Source organism: Bacillus sp. FSL E2-0195, from assembly GCF_038003645.1.
Lineage (GTDB): Bacteria > Bacillota > Bacilli > Bacillales > Bacillaceae_G > Bacillus_A > Bacillus_A mycoides.
The window spans coordinates 3232560-3257876 of record NZ_JBBOPN010000001.1 but is presented as its reverse complement, the minus strand read 5'-3'; the positions used below and the strand labels follow the sequence as shown (position 1 = coordinate 3257876).

29 protein-coding genes and 1 other annotated feature are annotated in these 25317 nt (G+C 34.9%); of the genes, 20 read left to right on the top strand and 9 right to left on the bottom strand.

All coding sequences use genetic code 11. From position 1 onward, the window contains the following. Window positions 1-4: 4 nt before the first annotated feature. Window positions 5-1162, bottom strand: a complete 1158-nt coding sequence (locus MHH59_RS16765; protein ID WP_002014005.1) for a 1-deoxy-D-xylulose-5-phosphate reductoisomerase — start codon at window positions 1160-1162, stop codon at window positions 5-7. A 137-nt stretch (window positions 1163-1299) separates the two neighbouring features. Beyond that, window positions 1300-1506: a binding site (T-box leader), on the top strand. Between the two features lie 5 nt (window positions 1507-1511). On the opposite strand from MHH59_RS16765, the gene MHH59_RS16760 reads away from it, so the two are divergent. The 6 genes from MHH59_RS16760 to MHH59_RS16735 all read left to right on the top strand — a co-directional run bounded on the left by MHH59_RS16760 (window position 1512) and on the right by MHH59_RS16735 (window position 6539). Next, window positions 1512-2549, top strand: coding sequence for a tryptophan--tRNA ligase (locus tag MHH59_RS16760; protein ID WP_078203911.1), 1038 nt, complete (start codon window positions 1512-1514; stop codon window positions 2547-2549). A gap of 221 nt (window positions 2550-2770) precedes the next feature. Further along, window positions 2771-3334, top strand: coding sequence for a maltose acetyltransferase domain-containing protein (locus MHH59_RS16755; protein WP_002033363.1), 564 nt, complete (start codon window positions 2771-2773; stop codon window positions 3332-3334). Window positions 3335-3403: 69 nt separating this feature from the next. Then, window positions 3404-4597 (top strand): MFS transporter, encoded by a 1194-nt coding sequence (locus tag MHH59_RS16750; RefSeq protein WP_016127324.1) that lies wholly within the window; start codon window positions 3404-3406, stop codon window positions 4595-4597. A gap of 123 nt (window positions 4598-4720) precedes the next feature. Further along, a complete protein-coding gene (locus MHH59_RS16745) occupies window positions 4721-5761 on the top strand; it encodes an ROK family transcriptional regulator (RefSeq protein ID WP_016127323.1) in 1041 nt (346 codons plus the stop codon). A 45-nt stretch (window positions 5762-5806) separates the two neighbouring features. Continuing rightward, window positions 5807-6187 (top strand): VOC family protein, encoded by a 381-nt coding sequence (locus MHH59_RS16740; RefSeq protein ID WP_002128301.1) that lies wholly within the window; start codon window positions 5807-5809, stop codon window positions 6185-6187. Between the two features lie 97 nt (window positions 6188-6284). Then, the gene (locus MHH59_RS16735) at window positions 6285-6539 is read left to right on the top strand and encodes a YbeF family protein (protein WP_002185359.1); all 255 of its coding nucleotides are present in this window, start codon (window positions 6285-6287) and stop codon (window positions 6537-6539) included. A 118-nt stretch (window positions 6540-6657) separates the two neighbouring features. Here the strand turns inward: MHH59_RS16735 and MHH59_RS16730 are convergent, their stop codons facing one another. Both MHH59_RS16730 and MHH59_RS16725 read right to left on the bottom strand, forming a co-directional pair. Next, window positions 6658-7107: an NUDIX hydrolase gene (locus MHH59_RS16730; protein ID WP_002128299.1), complete on the bottom strand. Its 450-nt coding sequence runs from the start codon at window positions 7105-7107 to the stop codon at window positions 6658-6660. Window positions 7108-7124: 17 nt separating this feature from the next. Continuing rightward, complete coding sequence (locus MHH59_RS16725) at window positions 7125-7964, bottom strand: DUF2785 domain-containing protein (RefSeq protein WP_002013997.1); 840 nt, start codon at window positions 7962-7964, stop codon at window positions 7125-7127. Between the two features lie 123 nt (window positions 7965-8087). Here MHH59_RS16725 and MHH59_RS16720 point away from each other — a divergent pair, with 123 nt between their 5' ends. The 3 genes from MHH59_RS16720 to MHH59_RS16710 all read left to right on the top strand — a co-directional run bounded on the left by MHH59_RS16720 (window position 8088) and on the right by MHH59_RS16710 (window position 10890). Continuing rightward, window positions 8088-8810, top strand: a complete 723-nt coding sequence (locus MHH59_RS16720) for a GNAT family N-acetyltransferase (protein ID WP_103458687.1) — start codon at window positions 8088-8090, stop codon at window positions 8808-8810. A gap of 180 nt (window positions 8811-8990) precedes the next feature. Beyond that, the gene (locus tag MHH59_RS16715) at window positions 8991-10022 is read left to right on the top strand and encodes a tyrosine-protein phosphatase (protein WP_016127321.1); all 1032 of its coding nucleotides are present in this window, start codon (window positions 8991-8993) and stop codon (window positions 10020-10022) included. A gap of 157 nt (window positions 10023-10179) precedes the next feature. Further along, window positions 10180-10890 (top strand): YjjG family noncanonical pyrimidine nucleotidase, encoded by a 711-nt coding sequence (locus MHH59_RS16710; RefSeq protein ID WP_016127320.1) that lies wholly within the window; start codon window positions 10180-10182, stop codon window positions 10888-10890. Window positions 10891-11316: 426 nt separating this feature from the next. On the opposite strand, the gene MHH59_RS16705 is transcribed toward MHH59_RS16710, so the two are convergent. Further along, window positions 11317-11814: a DinB family protein gene (locus MHH59_RS16705; protein ID WP_002013992.1), complete on the bottom strand. Its 498-nt coding sequence runs from the start codon at window positions 11812-11814 to the stop codon at window positions 11317-11319. A gap of 536 nt (window positions 11815-12350) precedes the next feature. Between MHH59_RS16705 and MHH59_RS16700 the strand changes: the two genes are divergently transcribed. The 4 genes from MHH59_RS16700 to MHH59_RS16685 all read left to right on the top strand — a co-directional run bounded on the left by MHH59_RS16700 (window position 12351) and on the right by MHH59_RS16685 (window position 15376). Further along, entirely contained in the window at window positions 12351-13313 is a 963-nt protein-coding gene (locus MHH59_RS16700; protein WP_002185363.1) for a tubby C-terminal domain-like protein, read from the top strand. Between the two features lie 257 nt (window positions 13314-13570). Beyond that, window positions 13571-14071 (top strand): sigma-70 family RNA polymerase sigma factor, encoded by a 501-nt coding sequence (locus MHH59_RS16695; protein WP_016127318.1) that lies wholly within the window; start codon window positions 13571-13573, stop codon window positions 14069-14071. Beyond that, window positions 14061-15083: an anti-sigma factor gene (locus MHH59_RS16690; RefSeq protein ID WP_016127317.1), complete on the top strand. Its 1023-nt coding sequence runs from the start codon at window positions 14061-14063 to the stop codon at window positions 15081-15083. The genes MHH59_RS16695 and MHH59_RS16690 overlap by 11 nt, the downstream gene beginning before the upstream one ends. Then, complete coding sequence (locus MHH59_RS16685) at window positions 15065-15376, top strand: hypothetical protein (protein ID WP_002084409.1); 312 nt, start codon at window positions 15065-15067, stop codon at window positions 15374-15376. The genes MHH59_RS16690 and MHH59_RS16685 overlap by 19 nt, the downstream gene beginning before the upstream one ends. A gap of 174 nt (window positions 15377-15550) precedes the next feature. On the opposite strand, the gene MHH59_RS16680 is transcribed toward MHH59_RS16685, so the two are convergent. Both MHH59_RS16680 and MHH59_RS16675 read right to left on the bottom strand, forming a co-directional pair. Then, complete coding sequence (locus MHH59_RS16680; RefSeq protein WP_002084410.1) at window positions 15551-15751, bottom strand: helix-turn-helix transcriptional regulator; 201 nt, start codon at window positions 15749-15751, stop codon at window positions 15551-15553. Further along, window positions 15739-16098 carry a DUF3796 domain-containing protein gene (locus MHH59_RS16675; protein WP_002128288.1) on the bottom strand — a complete coding sequence of 120 codons (360 nt, stop codon included), beginning with the start codon at window positions 16096-16098 and terminating at the stop codon, window positions 15739-15741. Before MHH59_RS16675 ends, MHH59_RS16680 begins: the two co-directional genes overlap by 13 nt. Before the next feature lie 331 nt (window positions 16099-16429). Between MHH59_RS16675 and MHH59_RS16670 the strand changes: the two genes are divergently transcribed. From MHH59_RS16670 to MHH59_RS16645, 6 genes are all read left to right on the top strand, one after another. Then, window positions 16430-16624, top strand: coding sequence for a hypothetical protein (locus MHH59_RS16670; RefSeq protein WP_002142517.1), 195 nt, complete (start codon window positions 16430-16432; stop codon window positions 16622-16624). 88 nt (window positions 16625-16712) lie between these two features. After that, window positions 16713-17438, top strand: a complete 726-nt coding sequence (locus MHH59_RS16665) for an ABC transporter ATP-binding protein (protein WP_002033261.1) — start codon at window positions 16713-16715, stop codon at window positions 17436-17438. Next, entirely contained in the window at window positions 17431-19095 is a 1665-nt protein-coding gene (locus MHH59_RS16660; RefSeq protein ID WP_002167957.1) for a putative ABC transporter permease subunit, read from the top strand. The genes MHH59_RS16665 and MHH59_RS16660 overlap by 8 nt, the downstream gene beginning before the upstream one ends. A 56-nt stretch (window positions 19096-19151) precedes the next feature. Further along, a complete protein-coding gene (locus MHH59_RS16655; RefSeq protein WP_340851851.1) occupies window positions 19152-19910 on the top strand; it encodes an SDR family oxidoreductase in 759 nt (252 codons plus the stop codon). A 336-nt stretch (window positions 19911-20246) separates the two neighbouring features. Then, on the top strand, window positions 20247-20972 hold the full coding sequence (locus MHH59_RS16650) for a hypothetical protein (RefSeq protein WP_002185367.1): 726 nt from the start codon (window positions 20247-20249) through the stop codon (window positions 20970-20972). 248 nt (window positions 20973-21220) lie between these two features. Beyond that, window positions 21221-21508, top strand: a complete 288-nt coding sequence (locus MHH59_RS16645; protein WP_002013976.1) for a hypothetical protein — start codon at window positions 21221-21223, stop codon at window positions 21506-21508. A gap of 54 nt (window positions 21509-21562) precedes the next feature. Here MHH59_RS16645 and MHH59_RS16640 read toward each other — a convergent pair whose 3' ends face one another. Both MHH59_RS16640 and MHH59_RS16635 read right to left on the bottom strand, forming a co-directional pair. Next, complete coding sequence (locus MHH59_RS16640) at window positions 21563-21901, bottom strand: hypothetical protein (protein WP_340851849.1); 339 nt, start codon at window positions 21899-21901, stop codon at window positions 21563-21565. 360 nt (window positions 21902-22261) lie between these two features. Next, window positions 22262-22636 (bottom strand): winged helix-turn-helix transcriptional regulator, encoded by a 375-nt coding sequence (locus MHH59_RS16635; RefSeq protein ID WP_016127314.1) that lies wholly within the window; start codon window positions 22634-22636, stop codon window positions 22262-22264. A gap of 127 nt (window positions 22637-22763) precedes the next feature. Here MHH59_RS16635 and MHH59_RS16630 point away from each other — a divergent pair, with 127 nt between their 5' ends. Next, window positions 22764-23444, top strand: coding sequence for an NAD(P)H-dependent oxidoreductase (locus MHH59_RS16630; protein WP_002167961.1), 681 nt, complete (start codon window positions 22764-22766; stop codon window positions 23442-23444). A gap of 84 nt (window positions 23445-23528) precedes the next feature. Here the strand turns inward: MHH59_RS16630 and MHH59_RS16625 are convergent, their stop codons facing one another. Continuing rightward, complete coding sequence (locus MHH59_RS16625) at window positions 23529-25202, bottom strand: alkaline phosphatase (protein WP_078179074.1); 1674 nt, start codon at window positions 25200-25202, stop codon at window positions 23529-23531. Window positions 25203-25317: the final 115 nt, after the last annotated feature.

The following is a 25317-nucleotide window of genomic DNA, read 5'->3' as shown; positions in this document are numbered from 1 at the left end:
TGTTTTAGCTCTTTTTCATTAACAATTGATTTGTGTATTGGCGTGCCCATTGATCAGCTTCTAATATATCATCGAGTGAAGGATCTTTTACGTTATGATGAGCTTCAACTGTATTGTAAATTGTTTTTTCGATATCGAAAAATGCAATTTCATTTTTAAGAAATAGTGCATTTGCAATTTCGTTCGCTGCATTTAATACGGCTGGAGTTGTACCGCCAATTTTTCCACATTCAAATGCATATTGTAGACAGGGGAACTTCTCTAAATTTGGTTTTTCAAAATGCAAACTACCAATTTCTAATAAATTTAATTTTTCATAGGATGAAGGTAGTCGAGTAGGGTAGTGAAACGCATATTGAATCGGCATTCTCATATCAGGAGCACCGAGCTGTGCCATGACTGATCCATCAATAAATTCCACTAAAGAGTGAATGATACTTTCTTTATGAATCATAACATCAATTTTTTCATAAGGAATATCGAATAGCCACTTAGCTTCCATCACTTCAAACCCTTTATTCATTAACGTGGCAGAATCTATCGTTAGTTTTGCGCCCATTAACCAGTTTGGGTGTTTTAAAGCATCCTTCGCTTGTAATATTTTCATTTCTTCACGTGTTTTATCACGAAAAGCGCCGCCAGAAGCTGTAACAATTAATTTTTCGATTTCCTTATTATTTTCCCCATTTAAACATTGGAAAATGGCTGAATGTTCACTATCAACTGGAATTAGGCGGCATCCGTTTTGTTTCGCTAGTTCGGTGACGATATGTCCAGCTGCAACTAAAGTTTCTTTGTTAGCGATAGCGATATCTTTCTTCGCCTTTAATGCTTCAATTGTTGGGAGTAAACCTGAAACACCGACAACTGAACTTAATACAAGATTTGTATCAGGATGGGTAGATACTTCAAGTAAACCATCAGTTCCATATGTAATTTTTGTATTTGTTGAAATACGAGAACGTAATGTGTCCGCTAATTCTTTTGTCGCTACGCTTACAATACGAGGCTGAAAAGATTCGATTTGTTTTTCGAGAAGATCGATATTATAATTTGCGGTTAAACCGACGATTTTAAAATGTTCAGGATGAGCGGAAACGACATCTAATGCAGATGTGCCAATGGATCCTGTTGAACCTAAAATGGATATATATTTTACCATGAAAAAACCTCCAAAGTTGTTTCGAGTATTTCTGCAAACCTATATATTATTAGACAATTAAGGTGGAAATTCCTGCTATATAAAACAGAAAATCAGGGTTTAATTGGAAAGGAAATGTGATAAACTGTAAAAAAAACTAAAAAGCAATGAAAGAGAAGAGTACATATTCAAAACTTTTCAGAGAGCTGATATTTGGTGGGAATCAGTAAGTGATGAATATGGAATGGGCTCTGGAGCTTCTAGCTTAAATGAGTAGGCGAAGACGGTTACTTCACGTTAAGAAGTTGAAGTGAGCTATAATATAGCTAATTAAGGTGGTACCGCGGGAGTCTCTCGTCCTTTTTTTAGGATGAGGGGCTCTTTTTATTTTGAGAAAGGAGGAGTTAGGATGAGCGAGAAAATTATGTTAACAGGAATTAAACCAACAGGTTACCCGCATTTAGGCAATTATATTGGTGCGATTAAACCTGCATTACAAATGTCAAAAAACAAAGAAGGAAAAGCGTTATATTTCATAGCAGACTATCATGCGTTAAATGCTGTGCATGATCCAGCAAAGTTCAGTAGTTACACGAAAGAGGTAGCAGCTACATGGTTATCACTCGGACTTGGAGAAGATGTTATTTTCTATCGACAAACAGAAGTGCCAGAGATTCTAGAATTAGCTTGGATATTAGCTTGTCTAACTCCGAAAGGACTTATGAATCGTGCCCATGCATATAAAGCGAAGGTAGAGCAAAATAAAGAAGCGGGATTAGAAATTGATGCAGGTGTGAATATGGGATTATATACGTACCCGATTTTAATGGCGGCTGATATATTATTATTTCAAGCTACTCATGTACCTGTCGGAAAAGATCAAATTCAGCATATTGAAATTGCTCGTGACATTGCGACGTACTTTAATCATACATTTGGTATGACATTTACGCTTCCAGAGTATGTCATACAAGAAGAAGGGGCAATTTTACCGGGACTTGATGGAAGAAAGATGAGTAAAAGTTACGGAAATGTTATCCCATTATTTGCAGAGCAAGAAAAACTTAGAAAGTTAATATTTAAAATAAAAACAGATTCCTCACTTCCGAATGAACCGAAAGAACTAGAAACGTTATTTATGATATATAAAGAATTTGCGAAGGAAGACGAAATTCAGGCGTTACGCGAAAAGTATGAGACTGGAATCGGATGGGGCGATGTGAAAAAAGAGTTATTCCGCGTTGTAAATCGTGAACTCTCAGGACCTAGGGGAAAATACGGAAATTATATGAATGATCCACATTTACTATATGAAGCGTTAGAAAAAGGTGCTGAGAGGGCGCGGGCTATTGCGAAGGTGAATTTGGTGGAAATTAAAAAACAGATTGGATTTGAGAGGGGACGCTGAGCGCTCCCTTGTTTTTTTCTATGTGAATCTTAATTATTTATTCGTTTTATCTGCATGTAAAATGAGGGATTCGCATTTTTTACTGAATTTATTAATTGCATATTAATAAAAATATGTTAATATAGGGTTACTTATTAAACGTGTTTAATAAGTAACATTAAAGTCACTTATTAAACTAATTTAATAAGTTTGATTCATTCGATAACGAAGGAGATGATTAGATGAAAACTGAGAAAGAAAAGATGTTGGCGGGAGAAATGTATATTGCGGATGACGAAGAATTAGTAGCTGATAGGATTGAGGCAAAACGTTTAACACGCCTTTATAACGAGGCGATGGAGACTGGTGATGAAAGCCGCTTTACCTTGTTAGAGCAGCTTTTAGGTTCTTCAGCTGACGGAAAAACCCACATTAATCCTGATTTTCGTTGTGATTACGGCTACAATATCCACATTGGAAAGAGCTTTTTCGCAAATTTCAATTGTGTTATTTTGGACGTTTGTGAAGTTCGAATCGGTGATAATTGTATGTTTGCACCTGGTGTCCATATTTATACGGCCACTCATCCTTTACATCCGGTAGAGCGGAATTCTGGAAAAGAATATGGAAAGCCTGTAAAGATTGGTAACAATGTTTGGGTTGGTGGGGGAGCTATTATTAACCCTGGTATTTCAATTGGAGACAACGCTGTAATTGCTTCAGGGGCAGTTGTGACAAAAGATGTACCTAATAATGTAGTAGTTGGTGGTAATCCAGCCAAAGTTATGAAAATGATAGACTTATAGAAATCATTTTTCACGGATGCATGAATAAACTGGTGTCGTATCGTATAGACAATGTGAAAGGTGTTTCATATGAAGAAAAATAGTGCGTATAATCATACAAAGACATTACTTGCCTCTCGAAATGCTCTTTTTCTCTTATTTGCTTTGCCAGGTGTCGCGTTTGCTACATGGATTTCAAGAACAGCAGCTACTCGAGATATGTTAGCAGTGTCAAATGCAGAAATGGGCTGGATTTTATTCGGACTATCTGTCGGTTCAATAATTGGTTTACTGAGTGCAAGCCGCTTCATTGACTGTAAGGGAGCTAGAGACGTTATTATAGGCAGTATGTTTTTTATGATTGTTGGATTGATTTGTTTAGGTATAAATATTTATTTTGTTTCTAGTATGGGGGCTTTTAGTAGCTTACTAGTATTTGGAGTAGGCTACGGATTGGCGGAAGTCGCATTGAATGTAGAAGGTTCTTCCATTGAGCAGAAATTAGGAACAACTCTTCTTCCGAAATTCCATGGCTTTTTTAGTGTAGGAACTTTAGTAGGCGCGCTCAGTGGTTCTGTCGCAGCGTCGCTTCACATCCCGATTCTGTATCAGTTTCTTGCGATTTCGGTCGTGTTTGTATTACTTGTATGTATGGTGTATCGTTTTCTTCCGCATGGAACAGGAAAGAAGGAGAAATCGTGGAACAAAAGGAGAGAGAAGCATACGACCTTACGTATGGAAAAAAAGGTGCTTTTAATTGGTCTTTTTGTACTCGGAATGGCATTTGCAGAAGGTAGTGCAAATGATTGGCTACCTATCGTGATGGTAGATGGACACGAGCAAAGTGTAGTGGCAGGTTCTATTATGTACACAATTTTTGTATTAGCAATGACGTTAACTCGTATGTGTAGCAGCTATTTCCTTGATCGATTCGGTCGTGTCGCTGTCGTACGTGCCACCATTATGATGGCGATTCTAGGAATTTCAATCGTAATATTTGGGAGTAATTCGTATTTTCTAGCATTTGGTGTAGTACTGTGGGGGATTGGTGCAGCGCTAGGGTTCCCAATTGGTCTGTCAGCTGCTGGAGATGACCGTGAAAATGCGACTTCTAATGTTGCTGCAGTTTCTATAATCGGTTATACAGCATTTTTAGTCGGACCACCATTCTTAGGTATACTGGGGGAAGCATTCGGGATACGCAATGCCTTGTTAGCTGTTTTATTATTTGTTCTCTTGTCTGGAATTGTATCGTCTGTTACGAGAGAGAATAAATCGAGCTAAATAAGGAGTGCATGCCAGCGGAAATGTATCATCTCTATTGCTTTAGAAAATGATGTATGATATATTGTCAACGCAACTTATTAAAAGTGTTTAATAAGTATGTTGATTAAGGTGGTGAGCGATTTGAGTGAACAATTTGTTACTCAAAAATCGATTAAAGAGACGATCCTTCGCGGCATTCGTACAGCTCTTCTAGAGCAAGGAAGTGCGACGAAAGTTGAGCTTAGTAATACATTAGAAATTAGTTTTCCAACTGTGAGTAAATTTATAGAAAATATGAAACAAGACGGTGAAGTCACTTTAGTCGGTTTAGATGATTCAAGTGGCGGAAGAAGAGCGAAACGATATGCGTATAATCCGGAATATATGTTAGGTCTAGCGATATTTTTAGAAAAAAATGAGACAAACTATACAATTTTCAACTGTTTAGGGGAAGTAAAAGAACAAGGAAGTACTTCAAGTGTATTAATTGATACTGGCGTAAATCTATTATCTAAACATATTGAAAGTCTTATAGCTACATTCCCGAAAATAAGCTCTATATCAATTGGTGTGCCTGGTTCGGTTGATAATGGTCGTATTTTTTATATACCTGGTTATGAAAAGTTCCAAAATTTTAATTTGAAAAGTCATTTGGAGGATCTGTTTTCTATACCTGTAGTAATAGAAAATGATATGAATGCCGCAGTCCTTGGCTATTATAAAAATACTGGAAATAATGATAAATCATCTCTTGTATATTTGTATTCAGGTCAAAACGGCCCAGGGGCGGGAATTATGATAAATGGAGATGTGGTACGAGGGAGTACCTTTTTCTCAGGGGAGATATCTTTCGTTCCACAGTATGATAATAAAAACTTCTTACAATCTTTGAGAAGTGAAGATGCAGTAAGAGATTCAAATAATCCAGAGCAATATAATATAGATGCCATTACTCGTTTAATAGCTACATGTATAGCTATTATTAACCCTCATGCCTTTATCTTCTGTGATGATGAATTGAATCAATTCGTAATAGATCAAATTGTAAAAACTTGTCCGAAGTACATTCCGGCAGAACATATTCCGAAAATAACAGTGAGCGATTGGAAAGAAGATTATTTATATGGATTAAAAAGTCTTGGACTTGATCTGATGATAACAAGAACAAGCAAAGAAAATTAAATATCAAATTGTTGGTTGAATACTGTAAAAGAAAAGGTGTCGATTATGAAAATTGAACATGTAGCAATTTGGGTAAATGATTTAGAAGGAATGCGTGATTTCTATAAACAGTACTTTGGTGGTGAAGAAAATAGCTTATATCACAATTCGAAAAAGCAGTTTGAATCTTATTTTATAACTTTTGAAGGTGGAGCGCGTCTAGAACTTATGAGACAAGTAGGGATAGACGGTAAAACACAAGTACAAACAATAGGATATGCGCATATTGCTTTTTCTGTAGGTAGTAAAGAAAAAGTGAACGAATTAACTAATACATTAAGAGAAGCAGGATACCCTGTGTTAAACGGCCCGCGTACTACAGGGGATGGCTACTATGAAAGTGTAGTAAGTGACCCTGAAGGAAATCAGATTGAGATAACAATCTAACATTATATTTATTAATAACTGATAAAAAATAAAACTTTGTTGTTCCCCAAAATGTTTACGAGAAACCTATTATTTCTTCAGAAAGGGGGACATAACAGTGAGTGAATTCATTTTTATTTTCTGTATATATCCATTGCTTATTTTTATTTTTTCAATAGCTGGGACATATAAATTAGGTGTATTTTATGTGATGCCAATGGTAATATTTCTTATTTTTCTTATGTTAAATGTTACATTGTATGATCCATCATTTTTCTTTTGGGTGGGCATGTATACTATTTTTTCATTCATTACTTCTTATATAACACTCTTATTTGTAAGGGGATATACAGCTGTAGAAAGTGAACGTTAATATCATTTGGTTATTTTTGGGGGAATAGGGATTTATGCTGAACGATAACAACCTCATTTCGCGTTATCATGACGGGAAATGAGGTTGTTTTATTTCTATATACAATATGTAATGTTTTTTAATTGGAGTGCTGAAACTCCCTAATAATACGTTCAATAACTGGATGAAGAGTAATAGGTAACTCATCAAGCGGAAAGAAGCGTAATTCTTTTGACTCAGTTTGATCACATATAAGCTGACCGTGGAATTCTCGGCAAATATAAACAACGAGTACACCATGTACTTGATCGCCGTTTGGATAGATTTGAAAGAAATCAGGTCCTGAGTATGTACGGAATAGTTCTGGATTTTTAATGATAAGTCCAGTTTCTTCATATACTTCTCGTTGTAAAGCGTCTTCTAACGTTTCGTTATATTCTAAGGCGCCACCAATAATGCCCCAGCGATTAAAATCTGTACGGAGCTGCAATAATATTTCATTTTTCTCATTTAATATAATGGCGTGTGATCCGATTAAAATGAGTGGATGATTTCCTACTAGATTTCTCATGTCTTCAATATAGCCCATAATTCTTCTCCTTATATTTAATAATAATTAGGCAGTTCTTTTAACATTTTTTCTGTTTTACGTGCTGTAAATGCTAAGTTATGATCATCTTTTGTTCTAAAAAATAATGTGCGTAAAAAGATTTTAATGTTTGCGCATAAAATACAATACTCATTAAGGGAAAGGCGTTTTCTAATTTGAGGAAGCCTTTTTATTTTTTTATAAATAATTGAAATTAACTCATCTTGCGGGAAGTCATGATATAGCATAGATAGTAACGGTGTAACAATTCGTTCATCTTCATTATTATGAAAAAGATCCGATGGGATGAAAATTTTATTTAATAAACAATGAATTAATTCCTCGTACCATTCAAAGGTCGTATAGGAATTGTGAACAATTTCAGAAAAGGCATCAGATACGTGGGCAAGACAATGAGCCCATCCTTTATTTTCAATATAGCCTCGAAAATCCATTTCTAAGTTTGTGTATGTAATGAGTTTGTTTTTTATTTCTTCGATATCCTCCTCTGTAAAAAAGTAGTGCGAGTTAGCGAATTGGAGTATTAATGCAAGTAACGAAACAGTATAAGAACGTGTGAAAACCCCATCTGTAAGTGGGGAGTGAATGTCACAATATAAATACTCATCACTTAAACAAGTTTGTAGAAGTAATTTCAACTGATCATCCATAAGGAATTCATGATGAATGAAATGTGCAAAACATTTATATATAAGTTGGTAACGAACGTAACTATCAGTTGTTCCGATATACTGAAGCATATTGAGCGTTAACTCATTAATATCTATATGTTGCAGTTGCGTATAGTCATTTTGTTGTATAAGCTCTAACTGTTGTTGCAGCGCTGTAATATCCAATGGAGAACCTCCTCCGCACTTTAAAGATGCGATGTTTTCTAGTATTCTATATATTCAAGGACAATCCTGCTCATGCAAGGAGAACAAGTAGAAATTCGAGTATGACATAGATGAGGGAAGTATATGATGACTATAGAACAGTTAGAAAAACATTTTAAAATAAGAAAAAATGCTTCTTCTATAATGATAAAAGAAAATGATGCAGAGGTTTTTACAGAAGAGCAATTAGAAGAGATAATGCAATATTGCGTTGCTGAAGCTGAAAAAGATGGAATAGAAGAATTTCAATTTGAGATTTCTTCAAAAAGCCCAAATTATGATGTGTATAAGAAATGTTTCGAAACGTATTCATTTGAATATATTACTGAAAACATGATTGTATTTAAGGATATATATGAAGTGGAAGATATAAAAAGTGATATTGATTTTAAGCTTATTGAAGAGATGGGCGAAGACGCTTTTTATTCACTGTGGAATGAAGTGACGGGAGAACAAATCGATTATGATCAATTTGTAAATACGATGCTACAAGAAATAGGTGGGAAATGGAAAGAACATTGTTTAACAGCAAGTATCGATGAAGAGCCAATAGGAATTGTAATCCCGCATATTGAAAGAGGTACGTTAGAAGAAGGAAAACTTATGTATTTCGCAGTCGCTCCAAATATGCGAAATAAAGGGTATGAAGCAGCATTCTTTACAGGGGCAATGTTTGTCTTAAAAGAAATAGGCGCATCTTATTATATTGGCGAGACAAATGTACAAAACGAGTGGATGAAGGATGTCTTTGAAAAGAACGGATGTCAGCAGCTGAGCTCTACTGAGCGATATGTGAGAAGGTTTTAGAAGGATGGATGGCTTACTCTCTCGAACTCATTTAGCGGGAATCCGTGTACAACTTATGAACAAGTAAAAGAACTTTTTGCATGTTTGTAAGATAAAAAGAAAAATCGAAACGACAAAGTAAGCGTTCCTATAATACAATAGAGAAGGATTAGACTATACGAAGAAAGCGTTGGTGAAAGTATGAAGCAACAAAGAAATTGGCTACAAGCAACTGTAGAACGAAATGAAGATAATACGTTACATATAAAGTGGGAAAATAATATAGAAGAAGTTCGTATTTATTGGAGTACTTCACCAAATCATATTGAAGAAAATGGAAAATTACTTGTAACAGTAAGTGGGGATTCAGCATGTACAATTGAAAACCCGAGTGAAAATGAGCGTCCATATTTTAGGTTAGTAGGAAGTAATGGACAAGCAGTGACAGTAGCTGAGCGTAGATTACCATTACAAGGTGCGTTTAACTTCCGTGATATGGGAGGATATGAAACGACTGAAGGCCGTAAAGTAAAATGGGGTAAATTGTATCGTTCTGAAGAATTAGCAGGATTAACAGAATGGGATATCGAGTATTTACAGAAGTCTAGCTTAAAATTAATTTGTGACTACCGTACAGATTTTGAAGTGAAGCATAAGCCGAACCCAAGTGTTACAGGTGCTCGTCAAGTGTGCTTACCAGTTATGCAAGACTTGGCGAAAGACTTGAATATAAATGAATTTTTCCAAGTTGGTGACCTTTCTATGTTAGGGAAACCAGGCGAGTATCTTGTGAAAATGAATCAAGATTTCGTAAGTGGTAATGAAGCATTCGTGAGCTTCTTAAAACTGGCGCAAAACCCGGAAAACTTACCGTTAGTAAACCACTGTACAGCTGGAAAAGACCGTACAGGATTTGGCTCAGCATTATTATTACTTTTACTAGGTGTACCGGAAAAAACAGTAATGGAAGACTACTTACTAAGTAACGGTTTCCGTGAAAAGTTAAATGAAAAAATGATGGCCTTTTTAGGTGCGAAATTACAGAACGACGAAAGTAGAGCAATATTAGGTGCAATGTTTGAAGCACGTGCTGAGTATTTACAAGCTGCGATTGATGAAGTTAAAAAGCAATATGGATCAGTGGAAGCATACGCTGAAAAAGCTCTTGGCTTTACGAAAGAATCGTTAGAGGAAATGAAAGTGTTATTGCTAGAAGATAAAGTGAAACTTTAATCAGTGTGGGGGCATCCCCACTGATTATTAGCCTTCACCAATCGGACTGCTCGTTAATGCGGGATAAATAATGAGGAGGGAGGCTGATTGGATTAGCCTCCTTTTATTATTGTTGCTATAATTAAGCTATGAGAATATAGGAATTGAGGCGAACATCATGAAATACAAAGTAATACTATTCGACGTAGACGATACATTATTAGATTTCCCTGAAACAGAAAGAAACGCATTGCATAACGCGTTTGTACAATTTGGCATGCCTACAGGGTATAATGATTATCTTGCAAGTTATAAAGAGATTAGTAATGGATTATGGAGAGATTTAGAGAATAAAATGATTACGCTAAGTGAATTAGCGGTAGATCGATTTAGACAATTATTTGCTCTTCATAATATAGAAGTAGACGCGCAACATTTTAGTGACGTATACCTTGAAAACTTAGGTAAAGAAGTACATCTTATAGATGGTGCAGTGCAATTATGTGAGAACCTTCAAGATTGCAAGTTAGGTATCATTACGAATGGATATACAAAAGTGCAACAATCTAGAATTGGAAATTCGCCTTTATGTAACTTCTTTGATCATATTATTATTTCTGAAGAAGTCGGCCATCAAAAACCAGCGCGTGAGATTTTTGATTATGCTTTTGAGAAGTTTGGGATTACTGATAAATCAAGTGTACTAATGGTTGGAGATTCGCTAACTTCTGATATGAAAGGCGGAGAAGATTACGGTATTGATACGTGTTGGTATAATCCGAGTCTGAAAGAAAATACGGCAGGTGTTAAGCCGACCTATGAAGTGGAGAGCCTGCTACAAATTTTAGAAATTGCGGAAGTGGCGGAAGAAAAGGTAGCTTCATTTTAATAGAGTTAAGATTTTTCGATTAATTGATATATATTAAGTTACGGTAGATATATTTGAAAAATCGTTCATATAATTTCATATACTAAGGTATGGAACAAAAAAAGATGGTACCAAGTCAAAAAAATTTTACTGAAAGAAAACAGAAATAACACTAAATAATATATTTAGCTGTTTGTAATTGGTCATTACAAACAGCTAAAAAAAACGATTGCCTCTTAGGATCCAAGCAATCGTTTTTTTATTTTTTTCGGAGATGAAATTTGTATTTTTATACCCTATCTCCATCAAGTTTAAAAAATGTTTGTTCCCCAGTAATGAAAAAAATGAATTTAATTCTCATAAATAACTGTAAAGTGGTAAAAATTTCGTTTTGGGTGTAATTCAAAATCTTAAGTTAATGGGCATGGGGTGGAACCCTTTCCTTGTTTAGACCGGATATCCGCCTGTTGGCGGTGGCCAAGCACTAAATAATCTGCGAATCAGCACAATTTCTCCTAAATGGTAGGAGTTATGAGATGCAATATTCCGTAGAACACCGCCAGGGGTTTCACCAGGCCATTCCTCCAATGTTTTGTCCAATTGAACAGTTTGGGCGATCGTGCATGCCTGTTCAATCCCTTGAAGAAAATACTGAATAATCTGTTGCCACTCTTCCTCACTGCCAGGGCATTCTTCTTCAGGCCAGCTCTCTTTTACATGTGCAGGCAATGCAGGCTTCTTCCCCTGAGCGGATAATAAGAGAAAATCTTGCCAATAGGTCATGTGTTTCACTAATTGATAAATAGAATAAGGCAGTTCCTCTCTGCGTTTTCCCGCAAGCGCCACGTCTATATCCGACAAAGCATTCTTGATGGGAAGATGTCCTCGTTCTCCTCTTAACGATTTTACTAATGCCTGGCTAAACGCTTTATTTGATTGCTCCATAATAACTGACTCCCATCTTGTTTTATTTTCTAATTTGCTGATTTTATGATTCCGTCTTTTTTATATGTACTAAATAAATTATAGAAGCTTTACGACTATTAAGAGAAAGTAAAATAAGGCAAGAATCACTGACTTCTTAACGTACAGGAAATCGTAGGTTTTTATTTGATTAGTACCTTAATGTACAATTGTATTAACAGATAAATCAAAGGTTCGAATGACAACATTCAGGTCTGCGTTAATGTCAGCCACTTTTGATTTTAGCTTTTCCGATCCCTCCTGAATTTTATCCAATTGATTTTATTGTGAATGAACTATGAGTTGATTATAATAATTAGAGTGAACTCTAAGTCAAGAAAAAAATAATAAAAGGATAGTTATTCTATTATGAGGGAGTTCGCGAAGCAAAAATAGCGCTACTATACTAAGGTCTTTCACGTGTTATAATGCGATAATTAAATATTCATATATACATAGTTTCTCAGAGTGATGCGATGTCATGTATGAGCTGTGTAACAACTAGAGGTGAGTGAAAGGTGTTAACGTTTTTATTTGAGTTAGACAAGGCTATCCCGCAGAAGGATGAGCCACGGTATGCCGCTTATGCAAATGGCTTTATTGAAGGGGATTTAACAATTCGCGTGAGTGACAGCGTATTTTTTCAGAAGTCATGCATGAAGGTTGCAGAGCTTGGCATTTATTTAGGACAGTGGATGGAACAAGTGCAACATGGGCAGAAAGAACAATTGAATTATGAAACGAGTGACCGTGAGGAAGTAATTCTCGGATTCGTATATGAAGAGGAAGATCAGTGGAGAGTTTTTTCCAGTTGGCAGCAATTTGAACTTCAAGAGCGTATATCAACTACAACATTAGTAGAGAGCGTTCAACGCTATTTATATGAGCTAAATAAGGAACTGCGCGCGATAGGATATCCTGTGACGTTTGATCAGTACTTAAGAGGAGAGCGAATGATGCAGCTTTCTTATAAACGACTGTGTGATAGTAAAGCGGATACGACTTCGATAGAGGTTTACAATGGAAGCGAAGGAGTAGGCGCAGTACGGGGCTATTATAAAAATACGTTGATGAAAGTGCTAGACTTCATTCCGAAAGTCGGTAGTAATATCATTTATGAAATAAAGGATAGTAAGAACAATATTCGCGTCATTGCAAAGGATGTAAGTAGGCAGCGTCAAAGAAGGATTTTAGTAACGTACATCGATAATAATGATGCAGAGCATGAAATACTTGTATGTGACGGAAAGTTATTAGATGCAAATTTCTTATTTACTTTTACATATAAGACAGAAGAATATGTTGTTCACAAAACTTCAATTGGGCTTGGAAAATTATTACGAAACGGCTATGTAATCGCAGATTGGAATATTCGTCTTGAGGAAGATATGTATTATATCGAGATGGATGTATATGATGAGGATTATATAGAGGATCAATACTTACTGTTAGGTGTATTTCATGCTGTTTTATATGGGTGATAAATGAAAAGTACTGGTATTCTTCATGGGAAGGATACCGGTATTATTTATGTGGTTCTGGTGTGAAGATTGCATTTTGTCGCTTTTCTTTTTTTAGGAATTTACAGTTATAACATCTCATATTTTGTTTATAATTGTAAATAGTTATTAAAATGTATAAATGTTATTTCTTTTTTAATAAATAAAAAATATAAAAAGGAAAAATAATGCAACTTTATAACACGCTTATTCGTGTTATATATGAAAGGAGGAGGGGGATGGAAATTGAAGAAATATATAAGGTTTATATAAACGATGTGTACCGGTATTTATTTTCCCTTTCTCGTAGCCATCACGTAGCGGAGGACTTGATGCAGGAGACTTTTTATCGGGCGTATCTTTATCTAGAAGACTATGAAAACCAAAAGGTAAAATCATGGCTTTTTAAAGTGGCATATCATACGTTTATTGATTTTGTAAGGAAAGAGAAAAAAGTAGCTTTTGTAGGAACGGAGGAATTAGAGACAATACAAGCAGGGGAATCTACAGAAGAGTATGTAGTCGCAAAAAATAGTTATGAAAAATTAATTCAGATTATTCATACTTTACCAGTGGTAGAGGCACAAGTTATTTTATTATGTGACGTACATCAATTAACGTACGAAGAGGGTGCTACTGTATTAGATTTAAAGGTAAATACTTATAAAAGTCACATATTTCGTGGGAGAAAGAGATTAAAAGAATTGTTAAAGGAGGAAAAGAGTCAAAATGACAAATGATAAACCTCATTCTGAACAAGATGATTATAAAGAATTGTTACAAGAAGCTCTTCATCAAAGACCAGATTCACTTCCTGATGGAAAACAGCAGCAAGTGTTGAAAATAGGTAAAAAAAGAGCTCGAATTACGAATGTGTTGATTGTATTTACTTTTTTATTACTTATTCAACCTATTTTATATATATCTACACTTTTATATTATACATTGGCACCTACAAACGCGATGGAGATACGGAATGTAGTAAATCAAACATTAAGTGTAACAGAACCTAATGTATTTATGAAAGAAAGGGACATGGAGCAAACATTGTTACCGCTTAGTTTACAATTGCATTTTGATTTGTATAAAAGGGTAGGAAAGAAAGATATTCGAATAGGAGAAGAGAAAACAGATTATTTATTAAGTAGAGCAACGAAAGTAAGCCGTGAATATACAACAGATGAAAAAATTCAGGAAGTCCCATATATAGATAACGAGGTATTATCTCATCCTAATAATTATAATGTGTCTTATAATAGTAGCGAGGAAGCTCAGGTATTAAAAGGTCTTCCACAAGAATCTGTTGTAGAAGCATTTGTATCTTTTAGAGAATTATTAAGTGTGCAAGAGGTAACGGATACGTTTCCTACTATTGATATCGTTTGGTATGCAGTTAATACAGGATTAGAGGAGAAGCAAATGAATGATGAGGGTATGTATGTTGCCCCGATTGGCTTTCCAGCAGATATGATTTCAAGTCCAAGTGGTGCTTTTTTAAGTGATTCACCTCATGAGGAACAATTTATTGATGTTTTAAAGTCATTACAGAAGCATGAAAATTTAGCAGTGAAGCTATCTAGAGCAAAAGTATTAGAGTTGTCAAAGCGTATATCTTTCCTTGAAAAAAATGGGGTAAAAACATACGGGATGGTTGTAACTGGGCCTAAAGTAGAAGTTGAAAAATTGATGAGACACGAAAAAGTTAGAAAATTGAAAGTAGGTGAAGCGAGGTTATGGAATTGGCATTCTTAAAAAAAAGAAAGAATCGTATTTATAAACAGGAAACGTGGATGGGTATTATTTCATTAATTATTGCCTTTCTAGCGTTATTGTATTTGAACATTACATTGCTTATTCAAGAAACATTTATAGGCGAAGGTTTTCGAGAAATAGTTGGAGCTGGATTGATGTGTTCAGTCGTAGGCATGCTCACAAAAAGCAAAAGTCGAAAATATGCATTGTGGGCATGTAGTTTATTTGTTTTTATGTTACTGTTTGCTGTATTTGGATTTATGTTAGGTTGGATGATAAGTTTTACGCCATAAATATGTGGAAAAGAGCGAATGTAGATTCGCTCTTTTTTAATGTGTAAAAAGTAAACTAGATAAGAGAAGAACCTATCAAATTTGAAAGGAGAGCACTATGCATCTAGGCTGTGGTTTTGTTGATATGTTTTCCGCTCACGATTCAGTATTATATATTAAACTTGGTGCCCTTTATTAATCCTCAAAAATAAAAACCTCATCAATCGTACTATGTAGTGCCCTCGCTATATCATGAGCAAGCTGTAAAGAAGGGTTATACTTTCCTTTTTCAAGATGGCTAATCGTTTCACGACGTACACCAACCTTTTTCGCTAAATCTTCCTGCGTCATATGTACTTTGGCACGGTATTCTTTTATCTTCGTTACGAACGCCATGGTGCATCTTCCATTTCATCAACTGGTTTATCGTAAAAGAAGGTAGAGAATCCGAATGTAAGAATGAGTGTGCTGAAAATAAGAGCAATATCAATCTCTTGTAGTGTAGGATTCGGAAATAACATTTCAATAAAGATAATGATAGCGGTAGTTAATAACGTAATGATAAAGGCGTTGCGGCAAGATTTATTGACGATTTGTTCAAATAGTTCATCGTGTTGAACTTTTCTATACGTCGTGAAAAAGGAGAAGAAACAAAACATAGTAAACAATCCTTTTTCATAAAAAAATCCGAGAAACCCAAAGAAACCGAGAAATCCTAAATATTTTATCCAAGTCGTTTTCATGATAGATTCTCCTTTCGATGTTAGAAATAAAGTGAAACTTTAATCAGTGGGGGGTGTTCATCCCCCACTGATTATTAGCCTTCACCAATCGGGCGTTTACGGGCAGCGGGGCTCCCACCTAACTTCTTTGCTCCAGCCGAAATTTGAGGTGGGAGTCTTACTGCCAGTTAATGCGGGATAAATCACTATATGTTATAAATATATCACATATGGAAATTCATAGTAATAATAGTTTTGCAATTTATTTCATAATAATAGTAAAAAAGGTTAAATATTCTGTAAAATAAAAAGGGAAATATCGTAAAATGGATGTAAGGAGGGGGAGGACGAAATGTTAACTGGGATAATGATCGTTATATTACTTGTAGTTATTACTGTAATTGGAACGGTGTTAATTGGGCGAAATGGTGATGCGAATTATAGTAAAGCGACAAAAGGAAATATTAAACGACTTACGATGATTTATATAATACTAGCTGTTGTTTTAATTGTTGGATTAGGAGTTTATATTTATTTTAAAGGTTAAAAAAACTGAAAAATGTAAAAATCTATAAATATAAGTATGCTATAATGTTAATATAGTTAATTGGTAATTAAGGAAAGGATTGGATGTAATGATCGAAATTTTGAATGTGTCAAAAAGTTATAATGGATCTACCTATGCAGTAAAAGATTTAAGTTTATCTGTACCGAGCGGAGAAATCTTTGGGTTTTTAGGACCGAATGGTGCGGGTAAATCAACGACAATTAAGATGATTACTGGTATTCATGGGGTGGACAAAGGAACCATTACAATCAACGGTAAAGATATTATGAAAAATCCGATGGAAGCGAAGAAAACATTTGGCTATGTTCCAGATAGCCCGGATATGTTTTTACGATTAAAAGGGATTGAATATTTAAACTTTATGGCTGATATGTATGAAGTACCGAAGGAAGTAAGACAAGAACGAATAGAGTCATTAGCGAAGAAGTTTGATCTGTACAATGCTTTATCTGATCAAATTCAAAGTTATTCACACGGTATGAGACAAAAGATTGTTATTATCGGTGTGCTCGTACATGAACCAGATGTATGGATTTTAGATGAACCGTTAACAGGTCTTGATCCGAAATCTGCATATATTTTAAAAGAAATGATGAGAGAACATGCTGATAAAGGGAAGATTGTATTTTTCTCGACACACGTATTAGAAGTAGCTGAAAAAATATGTGACCGCGTCGCGATTATTAATAAGGGAAATCTTCAGTTTAAAGGGAATTTAAATGAAATGAGAGATCATTTTGAATCCAATGAATCACTTGAAAAAATGTTCTTGGAGATGACGGGCAATGAGTAAAATTTGGACGTTAACGAAAGTATTATTGAAATTAAATTATGCAGATTTCATAACAGATAAAAAGAAAAGATGGGCGTATTTATTTTCATTTGCAGCCATTTTATTTGTAGGTTTTTTAATATTTGGTTCGATGACCCATGGAATATATGAAGGAATGATACACCTCGGACAGGATCCAGGAATTGTTATTGCGATGGGATTAGCAGTTGCTAGTATATGGGTATTTTTGATGAGTATTATGAACATTTTAACAGTGTTTTACTATAGTAATGATGTTGAAATGTTGCTACCGTTACCGTTAAAACCAGCGCAAATTATTTCGGCAAAGTTCTTTACAGTGTTAATTACACAATACGTAATGAGCTCGTTTATTTTATTGCCTATCTTTATTACTTACGGTTTAAAGAGTGGGGCTTTCATTACATATTACATTTATATGATTGTCATTTACTTATTCTTCCCGATCATTCCGCTAGTTTTAGCTTCGTTAATTATGACAATTATTATGAGGTATACGAATATAGCGAAAAATAAAGATCGAGGAAGTATATTTATTGGAATCGTAAGTATACTATTTATCGTCGGAATCAATGTATTTATGCAATGGAGAAATAAAAGTGCAGTATCTGGAGCTGGAGATTCGGTTGCGAATTATCTTACAAATAATCAATCCTCCCTTTTTATACAAATGACAAATTATTTTCCGACTACATATTTTGGTGCAATGGGATTAGTAGAAAATGCATCGTGGAAGGGAATATTATACGTACTAATATATATTCTTATTTCTATCGCATTTTTCGGTTTGTTTTATTACATTGCAGAGCGTACATATTTAAAAGGGGTTATTGGACTTTCAACGAGTACAGCAAAGAAAGAGGTAATTTCAGCAGAAGGTTTACAGAAATCAACAGTACAAAGTTCTCATTTAAAAGCATATGTGAAAAAAGAATTTAAAACGTTATTCCGCACGCCACAATTTTTCTTAAATTGTATTGTGCAAACTTTCGTTATGCCAATTATGCTGTTCTTTGTTTTGTTTGTACAAGATGGAAATTTAAAATGGATTACAGGGTATATTGATAATCCAGAATCAGCAGGTTTCGCAATTGGTGTTGGCCTTTGTGCATCCTTATTTTTAATGGGGAGTAACGTTATTGCAACAACGTCATTCTCACGAGATGGAAGCTCTTGGTTTGTTAATCGCTACTTACCAGTAAAGGCTTCGGATATCTTTTTTGCGAAAGCGATAACGGCCTGGTTAATTAATGTAGTCATTTTAGGAGTATTCGGTATTACAATGGCATTTGTAGCAGGTATTTCGCCAGTCTTCATGATACTTTGGTTCTTACTAAGTGCGAACGGTTTATTGTTAATTAATTTAATCGGTACACGCTGGGATGCACAAACTGCAGATATTCATTGGGATACAGAACAGAAATTATTTAAAAGTCGATATACAACTTTGTGGAATTTTTTAGCTAATATTTTAATAGCTTTAGTTATTGTAGCGGGTGTAAGTGTATTATACTTCTTCCTTCAAGTAGGACTTTGGATTATGTTTATCGTTTTATTTGTAATGTTTACGATTGTAAATTATATCTTTATTAAAATTTTAAAATTAGGCGCTGAGCGTATATTGTCAAATATTAATTAAAAAGGTAGATCCTCTGTATTCGTGCAGGGGATTTATCCATAGATGGAGGAGAAAAGGTGAAGAAAATAGCAATTGTAACAGGGGCAACTCGTCTGAATGGAATTGGTGCAGCTGTATGCAAGGTGCTTGCTCAAAATGGGATAGACATTTTTTTCACGTATTGGCCTCGGTATGATAAAACGATGCCATGGGGAATGAATGATCAAGAGCCCTTTTTGTTGAAAAAGGAAATTGAAAGTTACGGCGTTCGATGTGAAATGGCAGAAATAAACTTATCGCAGTCTTATTCGCCTAATCGTGTATTGTATATGGTATCAGAACGTTTAGGGGATCCATCTATTCTTATTAATAATGCGGCGTATTCTACTCCTACGAAAATTGAAGAGTTAGATGTAGAACAGCTAGATAAACATTATACGGTTAATGTTCGTGCTCCTATGCTATTAAGTTCATTATTTATTAAACATTTTTCACTTAAAACGAGTGGAAGTATTATAAATCTTACTTCTGGGCAGTCATTAGGTCCGATGCCAGATGAACTAGCATACGTAGCAACGAAAGGAGCAATAGAAGCATTTACAAAGTCAGTTGCACCAGTTGCTATGGAGAAGGGGATTACAGTCAATGCTGTTGATCCAGGACCGACGAATACAGGATGGATTACAGAGGAATTACAGCATCATTTAGTATGGAAATTCCCGCAAGGAAGAGTTGGAGAACCGGTGGATGCGGCACGCTTAATTGCTTTTTTAGTAAGTGAAGAAGCGAAGTGGGTTAATGGGCAAGTCATTCATTCGAACGGTGGTTATTCATAAAAATATTATGTTAACAATTGTTGAGAAATAAAAAAATTAGTAATTATTTTGTTTTTTGTATAAATAAAATGTCAAGAAAGATAAAAAATTGATAGGGGAGTATGTTGTCATTTGTAGATTGTAAATCTTCATGTGACAACATACTCTTTTTCTTTTGCTACAGAGGAGGAAAATGTAGTAGAAAAAACTCGAATATTAAAATGAATTTATCGTTTTTTGTACGTATTATTATGAAGATTACTGTCGGAAAGATGGTGATTCGTATGAAAAGGGATTTTTTAAGGGGAAATAGAATCGTAAAGAGAAGGATAAAATTGTAAACATAGGGGGATTTTTATGAAAATGAAAAAGGTCGCTATCGCATCAGTAGCAATTGGTACAATGCTTACAATGGCAGCTTGTAGTACCTCCACAGATAAAGATGCAGCGAAGAAGGATCAGGCAACTGCACAAAATGAAGAGCAATCGAAAACGACAAGTGCAGATGAAGCGTCAAAAACAACGAAAGATACTGAAAAAGACACAAATACTTCTTCGAATGAAAAAACAGATAAGGATGCAAAAAATACAAAGGAATCATCAGGAACAGAAAGTAACGGCAAAACAACAAAAGAAAAAGAAACGACAGGAAAAACGAATGATCAAACTACTAGCGGAAAAACAACAGATCAAAGTACAAGTACAAACAACAACGGAAAAACAACAGATCAAAGTACAAGTACAAACAATAACGGAAAAACAACGAAAGATCCGAAGAAAAGCGTCGCTGTGAAAACAAATGTAAAAGAAGTCGTTACATTAATTGAAAGCCTGGACAAGCAATTAGCTGCAAATCCTAAATTAGAAACAGTTAATAAACTTGGAAAACAAATTAATGAGAAGTGGGATGTCATTGAAAAAGAGTTAGAAGCATCACATCCGACTGAATATAAAACAATTGGCCAAAGTATGTATCCGTTAATTGTAGGAGCGGAGAAAGAAAAGATCGATATTAATAAAATGAAGTCATTAACGACGAAAACGAAAAAAGATTTAAATCAATTATTAACGAAGCTTTCATAGTTTCAAAAGCCTACTCGTGTGAGTAGGCCTTTTTAGTTTGTTGTACATTCTCGTTGGGTGTTAAGAAATAAAGACTTGATTTAAAAGGAACATCACAATGATAAAAAAGAGTGATAACTATTAAAGATATTTTTTGATAGGAAGTCATATAAAACGCTCCCTTGTATTTATATTTGCAATTTAGTAGTTTTTAAAGTTCATTATTTTCTACAAAAATTTCATTTTGTAGAAAAGGGGAATGGATTGATATGTACGATAAAGAGGAAGTTTATGATGAAGAAATTGCACCGTTAATGCAGCAGATTCTTGAAATCTGTAAAAGAGAAGAACTTCCAATGGTAGCTCAGTTTTATCTCGCTGAAGAGTCGCCATATGATGAGGAGTCAGTTACACCATTATATTGCACATCAATTATTATTCCTGGTGATCGTAACGATGAGGAAGGTATCCAACAATTGCAGGATATTGACGAGGTAATGAAATATGGAAAGAATGGTCCTCCATACTTTATGGCAGCAACAATACGAAAAGAATAAAAGAGCAGCTAGCAAAAGCTAACTGCTCCAATCGGTAATATTATTCCAAAAGTACTATTTTTCAAACTCGTCTAGTGCTCTTGCAGCAATTTTGACTTTAGAAAATGCACCACTGTTATTTGTAAATACAATCTGGTATTTACCATTAGGAAGCCAATCAGACCACTCAGTACTAAATTCATTAATAGTTTGTTGTCCAGGTGTTAACTTTCCGTTTGATAACCATCCACCTTTAGAATTATATAAATCATAACTGAAAGTTTCATTACCAATATTTTTAAGGAAAACTCTTAGATCCTCCCCGCCTTCATGGTGAAATTTGTAAATTCCTGAACCGTAAAAAGCGAACTCTTCATTAGCCTCTAAAGCATATTGAACTGGTGGAAGTTGCACTTGATTAGACTCAGTACTTGCAGGACTTACCTTTGTTTATTCGGTTTCCGCGAATGTTGAAGTTTGACCTAAGCCGATAAGAGATGCAGCAATTACAGGGATAGCTAAGAATTTTTTCAAGATAAACACTCCTTATGGTTTTTAATTGAGATTTGCTCTCAAACACATAATAACCAATTAAGGTGAATAGGTTAATAGATAAATATTATGTTTTACAAAAGTAAGCAATAATTTACAAATAACGCAACATATTGACAAAAAGTTAAATAAAATAATCCTTTTACTCAAAAAAAATCGCCTGTATACTAAGAGGCAATCTTTTTTGAGTTGTTTGTAATGGCTAATTACAGGTTTTAAATACTATTTATTGTTATCTCTACTTTCCAAAACCTGCTCCATATTATTAGTCGCCCATTCCATCATTAAAAGGATAATTGGACGTAATGACTCGCCAAGTTCAGTTAACGAATATTCTACTTTAGGGGGCACTTCACGATATACCTCCCGATGTACGATGCCATCTGCTTCAAGTTCTCTAAGTTGAAGTGTTAACATTCTTTGGGTGATATTAGGTTTTAATCTTTTTAATTCATTAAATCGTTTCTTACCATCTAATAAATGATAAAGAATAACACCTTTCCATTTTCCGCCAATAACCTCGACCATAGCTTCTACTGGACAAGAATATTTATTTAAAAATGGATAATTTACATCATCTTCTTTTGAACTAATCATAAAAAGACTCTCCTTTAACAATAGTATCTTTTTTGATACTATAGCACATAAATGTGCGTACTTGTATCATTGTTACTTTAAAAATATAATTTGGTTAAATAATAATTTAATGAAAAGGGGATCTTTTATGACTAACACAAAACAAAATACAAAACAAAAAATTATTGAGGCTTTTAACTTTAGACATGCATGTAAAGAATTTGATCCTATGAAGAAAATTTCAGAAGATGATTTTAAATTTATTTTAGAAACAGGAAGATTATCTCCTTCTTCTTTTGGATATGAGCCTTGGAAATTTATTGTGGTACAAAATAAAGAATTAAGAGAAAAACTATTACCATATTCATGGGGAGCAGGTGGGCAACTTTCAACAGCAAGTCATTTTGTCATTGTTCTTTCAAGAAACATCAAAGATATGCACTATGATGCAGAATATATTCAGCACATGATGAAAGATATTATTGGATTGCCTGAAGAAGCCCAACAAATGAGATATGAATTCTTCAAAAAATTCCAAGAATCGGATTTTAAATTGTTAGACTCCGAACGTGCTGTATTTGATTGGTCATCAAAGCAATCTTATATTGCTTTAGCTAATATGATGACTAGTGCAGCTCAAATCGGTATTGATTCTTGTCCAATGGAAGGATTCGATAAAGAAAAAGTAGATTCTTTACTTCGTCAAGAAGGAATTTTAAAAGATGATAATCTTGAGGTATCAGTTATGGTTGCATTTGGATACCGTAAAGGAGAACCAAAATTTAATAAAACAAGACAAACTATGGATACTATTGTTGAATGGATTTAATAAGATAAATTTGTATCCATATAACGAAAAAAACGCTACCCTTTCTATAGAAAGGATAGCGTTTTTTTATGTCTGTTTTTAAATTTAGCGAGAATGCTTTGTGAATAGTTGAAGTGCTTTTTCAGGTACATAGAATTTCTCGTTGCTTTCTACAACGATGCCTCCTAATTCATAATCTTTCCCACCAATATATATAATGCTTTTATTAACAAACAATTTGGCCTCCGTATTATTGCGTTTTACTACAAGCACCGGGTTTCGTGCATCTTTTTTGTCAATCGTTACAGTTGCACCAATTTGTTTAAAGGATGTTTCAGCATCTAAGAATAATTTCTTAGATAATTCTCCTAATTGAAAGCCCATTGCTTTGGCCATTATTTTCGCAATGTCTGTATTTTGGACTAAACCGTATGGCTTTTGAGGACCGTAAGAGTATAAGAATACATCTTCACCCGTATGACCACCAGTTGTAAAACCGATGTTCGCACGGTTGGCCAATAATTTAGTAAGGATTGGACCTACATCAGTTTTCTTTTGTGCAGCTTTTAACAGCTCTTTTTCATTATCAGTTAGGTCGTCTAAACCGTAAAGTGCAGCGACCTCTTTTATATTAGATAAATCATCTTTTAGTTTATTTGTAGCACCTTCAAGTGTCATTTTCGCCTTTTTCAGTGGGGCAATGTAAGCTGATACTGGTGTAGTATCATAGCCTTTTGTGGTATTGCTGTTACCAATGGAAATACCGCTATTACCATGATCCGCTAAAGCAATGACCATAGTGTTACCGTCTTTCTTCGCAAATTCTAATGCTTCTGTAACTGCATCATCAAATGCCAATACATCGCTAATCATCCCGATTGGATCATTTGCATGTGCTGCCCAATCTGCCTTACTACCTTCTACAAATAAGAAGAAACCATCTTTATCTTTTGATAATGTTTGAATTGCTTTTCTCGTCATCTGGGAAAGGGTTGGCTGCTTAGGATTGGTTATTCTACGATCCATATCGAACGCAAGGGCAGTATTAGAGAAAGAACCCCAGATTTTATTTGATTTGGAGTTTAATAACGCATCTTTTGTTTCGACAAAGTCGTACCCTTTGTCTTGAATCACTTTTACTAAATCTTCGTTGTCTTTACGAATTCCGTTGCTTGTCGTAGGCTGAAGTGCTGCTTTTCCACCACCTAATACAACTTCTATATTTTGATACGCTTGCTGTTCACCAAGTACTTCGAAATCTTTACGGTTAACGTGGTGGGCAGAGAAACTAGCCGGAGTAGCATGTTGAATTTCTGATGTAGCAATGATTCCTGTCGCGCGGCCGGAACGTTTTGCGCCTTCTAAGACGTTGGCAACTGGACGAAACTTGCATTCTTCTTTCACTGGTTCTAAGCCAGGTGAATTCACAACAGAAGGTAATACGCCCACGTAGCCTGAATTTGATTTATTTCCTGTCGCTAAAGCTGTGGCTGCTGGTGCAGAGTCCGTAATAGCCGATTCTGCTGAGTATGTACGAACACCTCCGGATACAATTTGATCTAGCGCAAGAGGTGAACCTTTGTACCACCGGGCTAATGTTGTAGCAGAAGAACTTGTCCCATCTATAACCATGAAAATCACATTTTTAGGTTGCTTTCCTGCTTTTTTTACCTCAGCTTTTACCTCGTTATCGTTCATTATGATTCCTGTTGCTAATGTAAATAGTGCTACCGTTCCCGCTAATGTTAGTCCCATTATTTTTTTTCGAAGAGTAGTCATTGTGGTTCCTCCATAGGTCGTTTTCGATATCCCAATCTAACGTTCGTATGTAAACAAGATTTATTATTAGTAGTACCCCATTGCAACGAAACTAACAATAACGATTGAGTCAAAA

Excerpts from the sequence above, each read along its gene's own strand:
- MHH59_RS16765 (WP_002014005.1), bottom strand. The coding sequence starts at position 1,162 with ATGGTAAAATATATATCCATTTTAGGTTCAACAGGATCCATTGGCACA.
- MHH59_RS16760 (WP_078203911.1), top strand. The coding sequence starts at position 1,512 with ATGAGGGGCTCTTTTTATTTTGAGAAAGGAGGAGTTAGGATGAGCGAG.
- MHH59_RS16755 (WP_002033363.1), top strand. The coding sequence starts at position 2,771 with ATGAAAACTGAGAAAGAAAAGATGTTGGCGGGAGAAATGTATATTGCG.
- MHH59_RS16750 (WP_016127324.1), top strand. The coding sequence starts at position 3,404 with ATGAAGAAAAATAGTGCGTATAATCATACAAAGACATTACTTGCCTCT.
- MHH59_RS16740 (WP_002128301.1), top strand. The coding sequence starts at position 5,807 with ATGAAAATTGAACATGTAGCAATTTGGGTAAATGATTTAGAAGGAATG.
- MHH59_RS16730 (WP_002128299.1), bottom strand. The coding sequence starts at position 7,107 with ATGGGCTATATTGAAGACATGAGAAATCTAGTAGGAAATCATCCACTC.
- MHH59_RS16720 (WP_103458687.1), top strand. The coding sequence starts at position 8,088 with ATGATGACTATAGAACAGTTAGAAAAACATTTTAAAATAAGAAAAAAT.
- MHH59_RS16715 (WP_016127321.1), top strand. The coding sequence starts at position 8,991 with ATGAAGCAACAAAGAAATTGGCTACAAGCAACTGTAGAACGAAATGAA.
- MHH59_RS16710 (WP_016127320.1), top strand. The coding sequence starts at position 10,180 with ATGAAATACAAAGTAATACTATTCGACGTAGACGATACATTATTAGAT.
- MHH59_RS16705 (WP_002013992.1), bottom strand. The coding sequence starts at position 11,814 with ATGGAGCAATCAAATAAAGCGTTTAGCCAGGCATTAGTAAAATCGTTA.
- MHH59_RS16695 (WP_016127318.1), top strand. The coding sequence starts at position 13,571 with ATGGAAATTGAAGAAATATATAAGGTTTATATAAACGATGTGTACCGG.
- MHH59_RS16690 (WP_016127317.1), top strand. The coding sequence starts at position 14,061 with ATGACAAATGATAAACCTCATTCTGAACAAGATGATTATAAAGAATTG.
- MHH59_RS16685 (WP_002084409.1), top strand. The coding sequence starts at position 15,065 with ATGGAATTGGCATTCTTAAAAAAAAGAAAGAATCGTATTTATAAACAG.
- MHH59_RS16680 (WP_002084410.1), bottom strand. The coding sequence starts at position 15,751 with ATGGCGTTCGTAACGAAGATAAAAGAATACCGTGCCAAAGTACATATG.
- MHH59_RS16675 (WP_002128288.1), bottom strand. The coding sequence starts at position 16,098 with ATGAAAACGACTTGGATAAAATATTTAGGATTTCTCGGTTTCTTTGGG.
- MHH59_RS16670 (WP_002142517.1), top strand. The coding sequence starts at position 16,430 with ATGTTAACTGGGATAATGATCGTTATATTACTTGTAGTTATTACTGTA.
- MHH59_RS16665 (WP_002033261.1), top strand. The coding sequence starts at position 16,713 with ATGATCGAAATTTTGAATGTGTCAAAAAGTTATAATGGATCTACCTAT.
- MHH59_RS16660 (WP_002167957.1), top strand. The coding sequence starts at position 17,431 with ATGAGTAAAATTTGGACGTTAACGAAAGTATTATTGAAATTAAATTAT.
- MHH59_RS16650 (WP_002185367.1), top strand. The coding sequence starts at position 20,247 with ATGAAAATGAAAAAGGTCGCTATCGCATCAGTAGCAATTGGTACAATG.
- MHH59_RS16645 (WP_002013976.1), top strand. The coding sequence starts at position 21,221 with ATGTACGATAAAGAGGAAGTTTATGATGAAGAAATTGCACCGTTAATG.
- MHH59_RS16635 (WP_016127314.1), bottom strand. The coding sequence starts at position 22,636 with ATGATTAGTTCAAAAGAAGATGATGTAAATTATCCATTTTTAAATAAA.
- MHH59_RS16630 (WP_002167961.1), top strand. The coding sequence starts at position 22,764 with ATGACTAACACAAAACAAAATACAAAACAAAAAATTATTGAGGCTTTT.
- MHH59_RS16625 (WP_078179074.1), bottom strand. The coding sequence starts at position 25,202 with ATGACTACTCTTCGAAAAAAAATAATGGGACTAACATTAGCGGGAACG.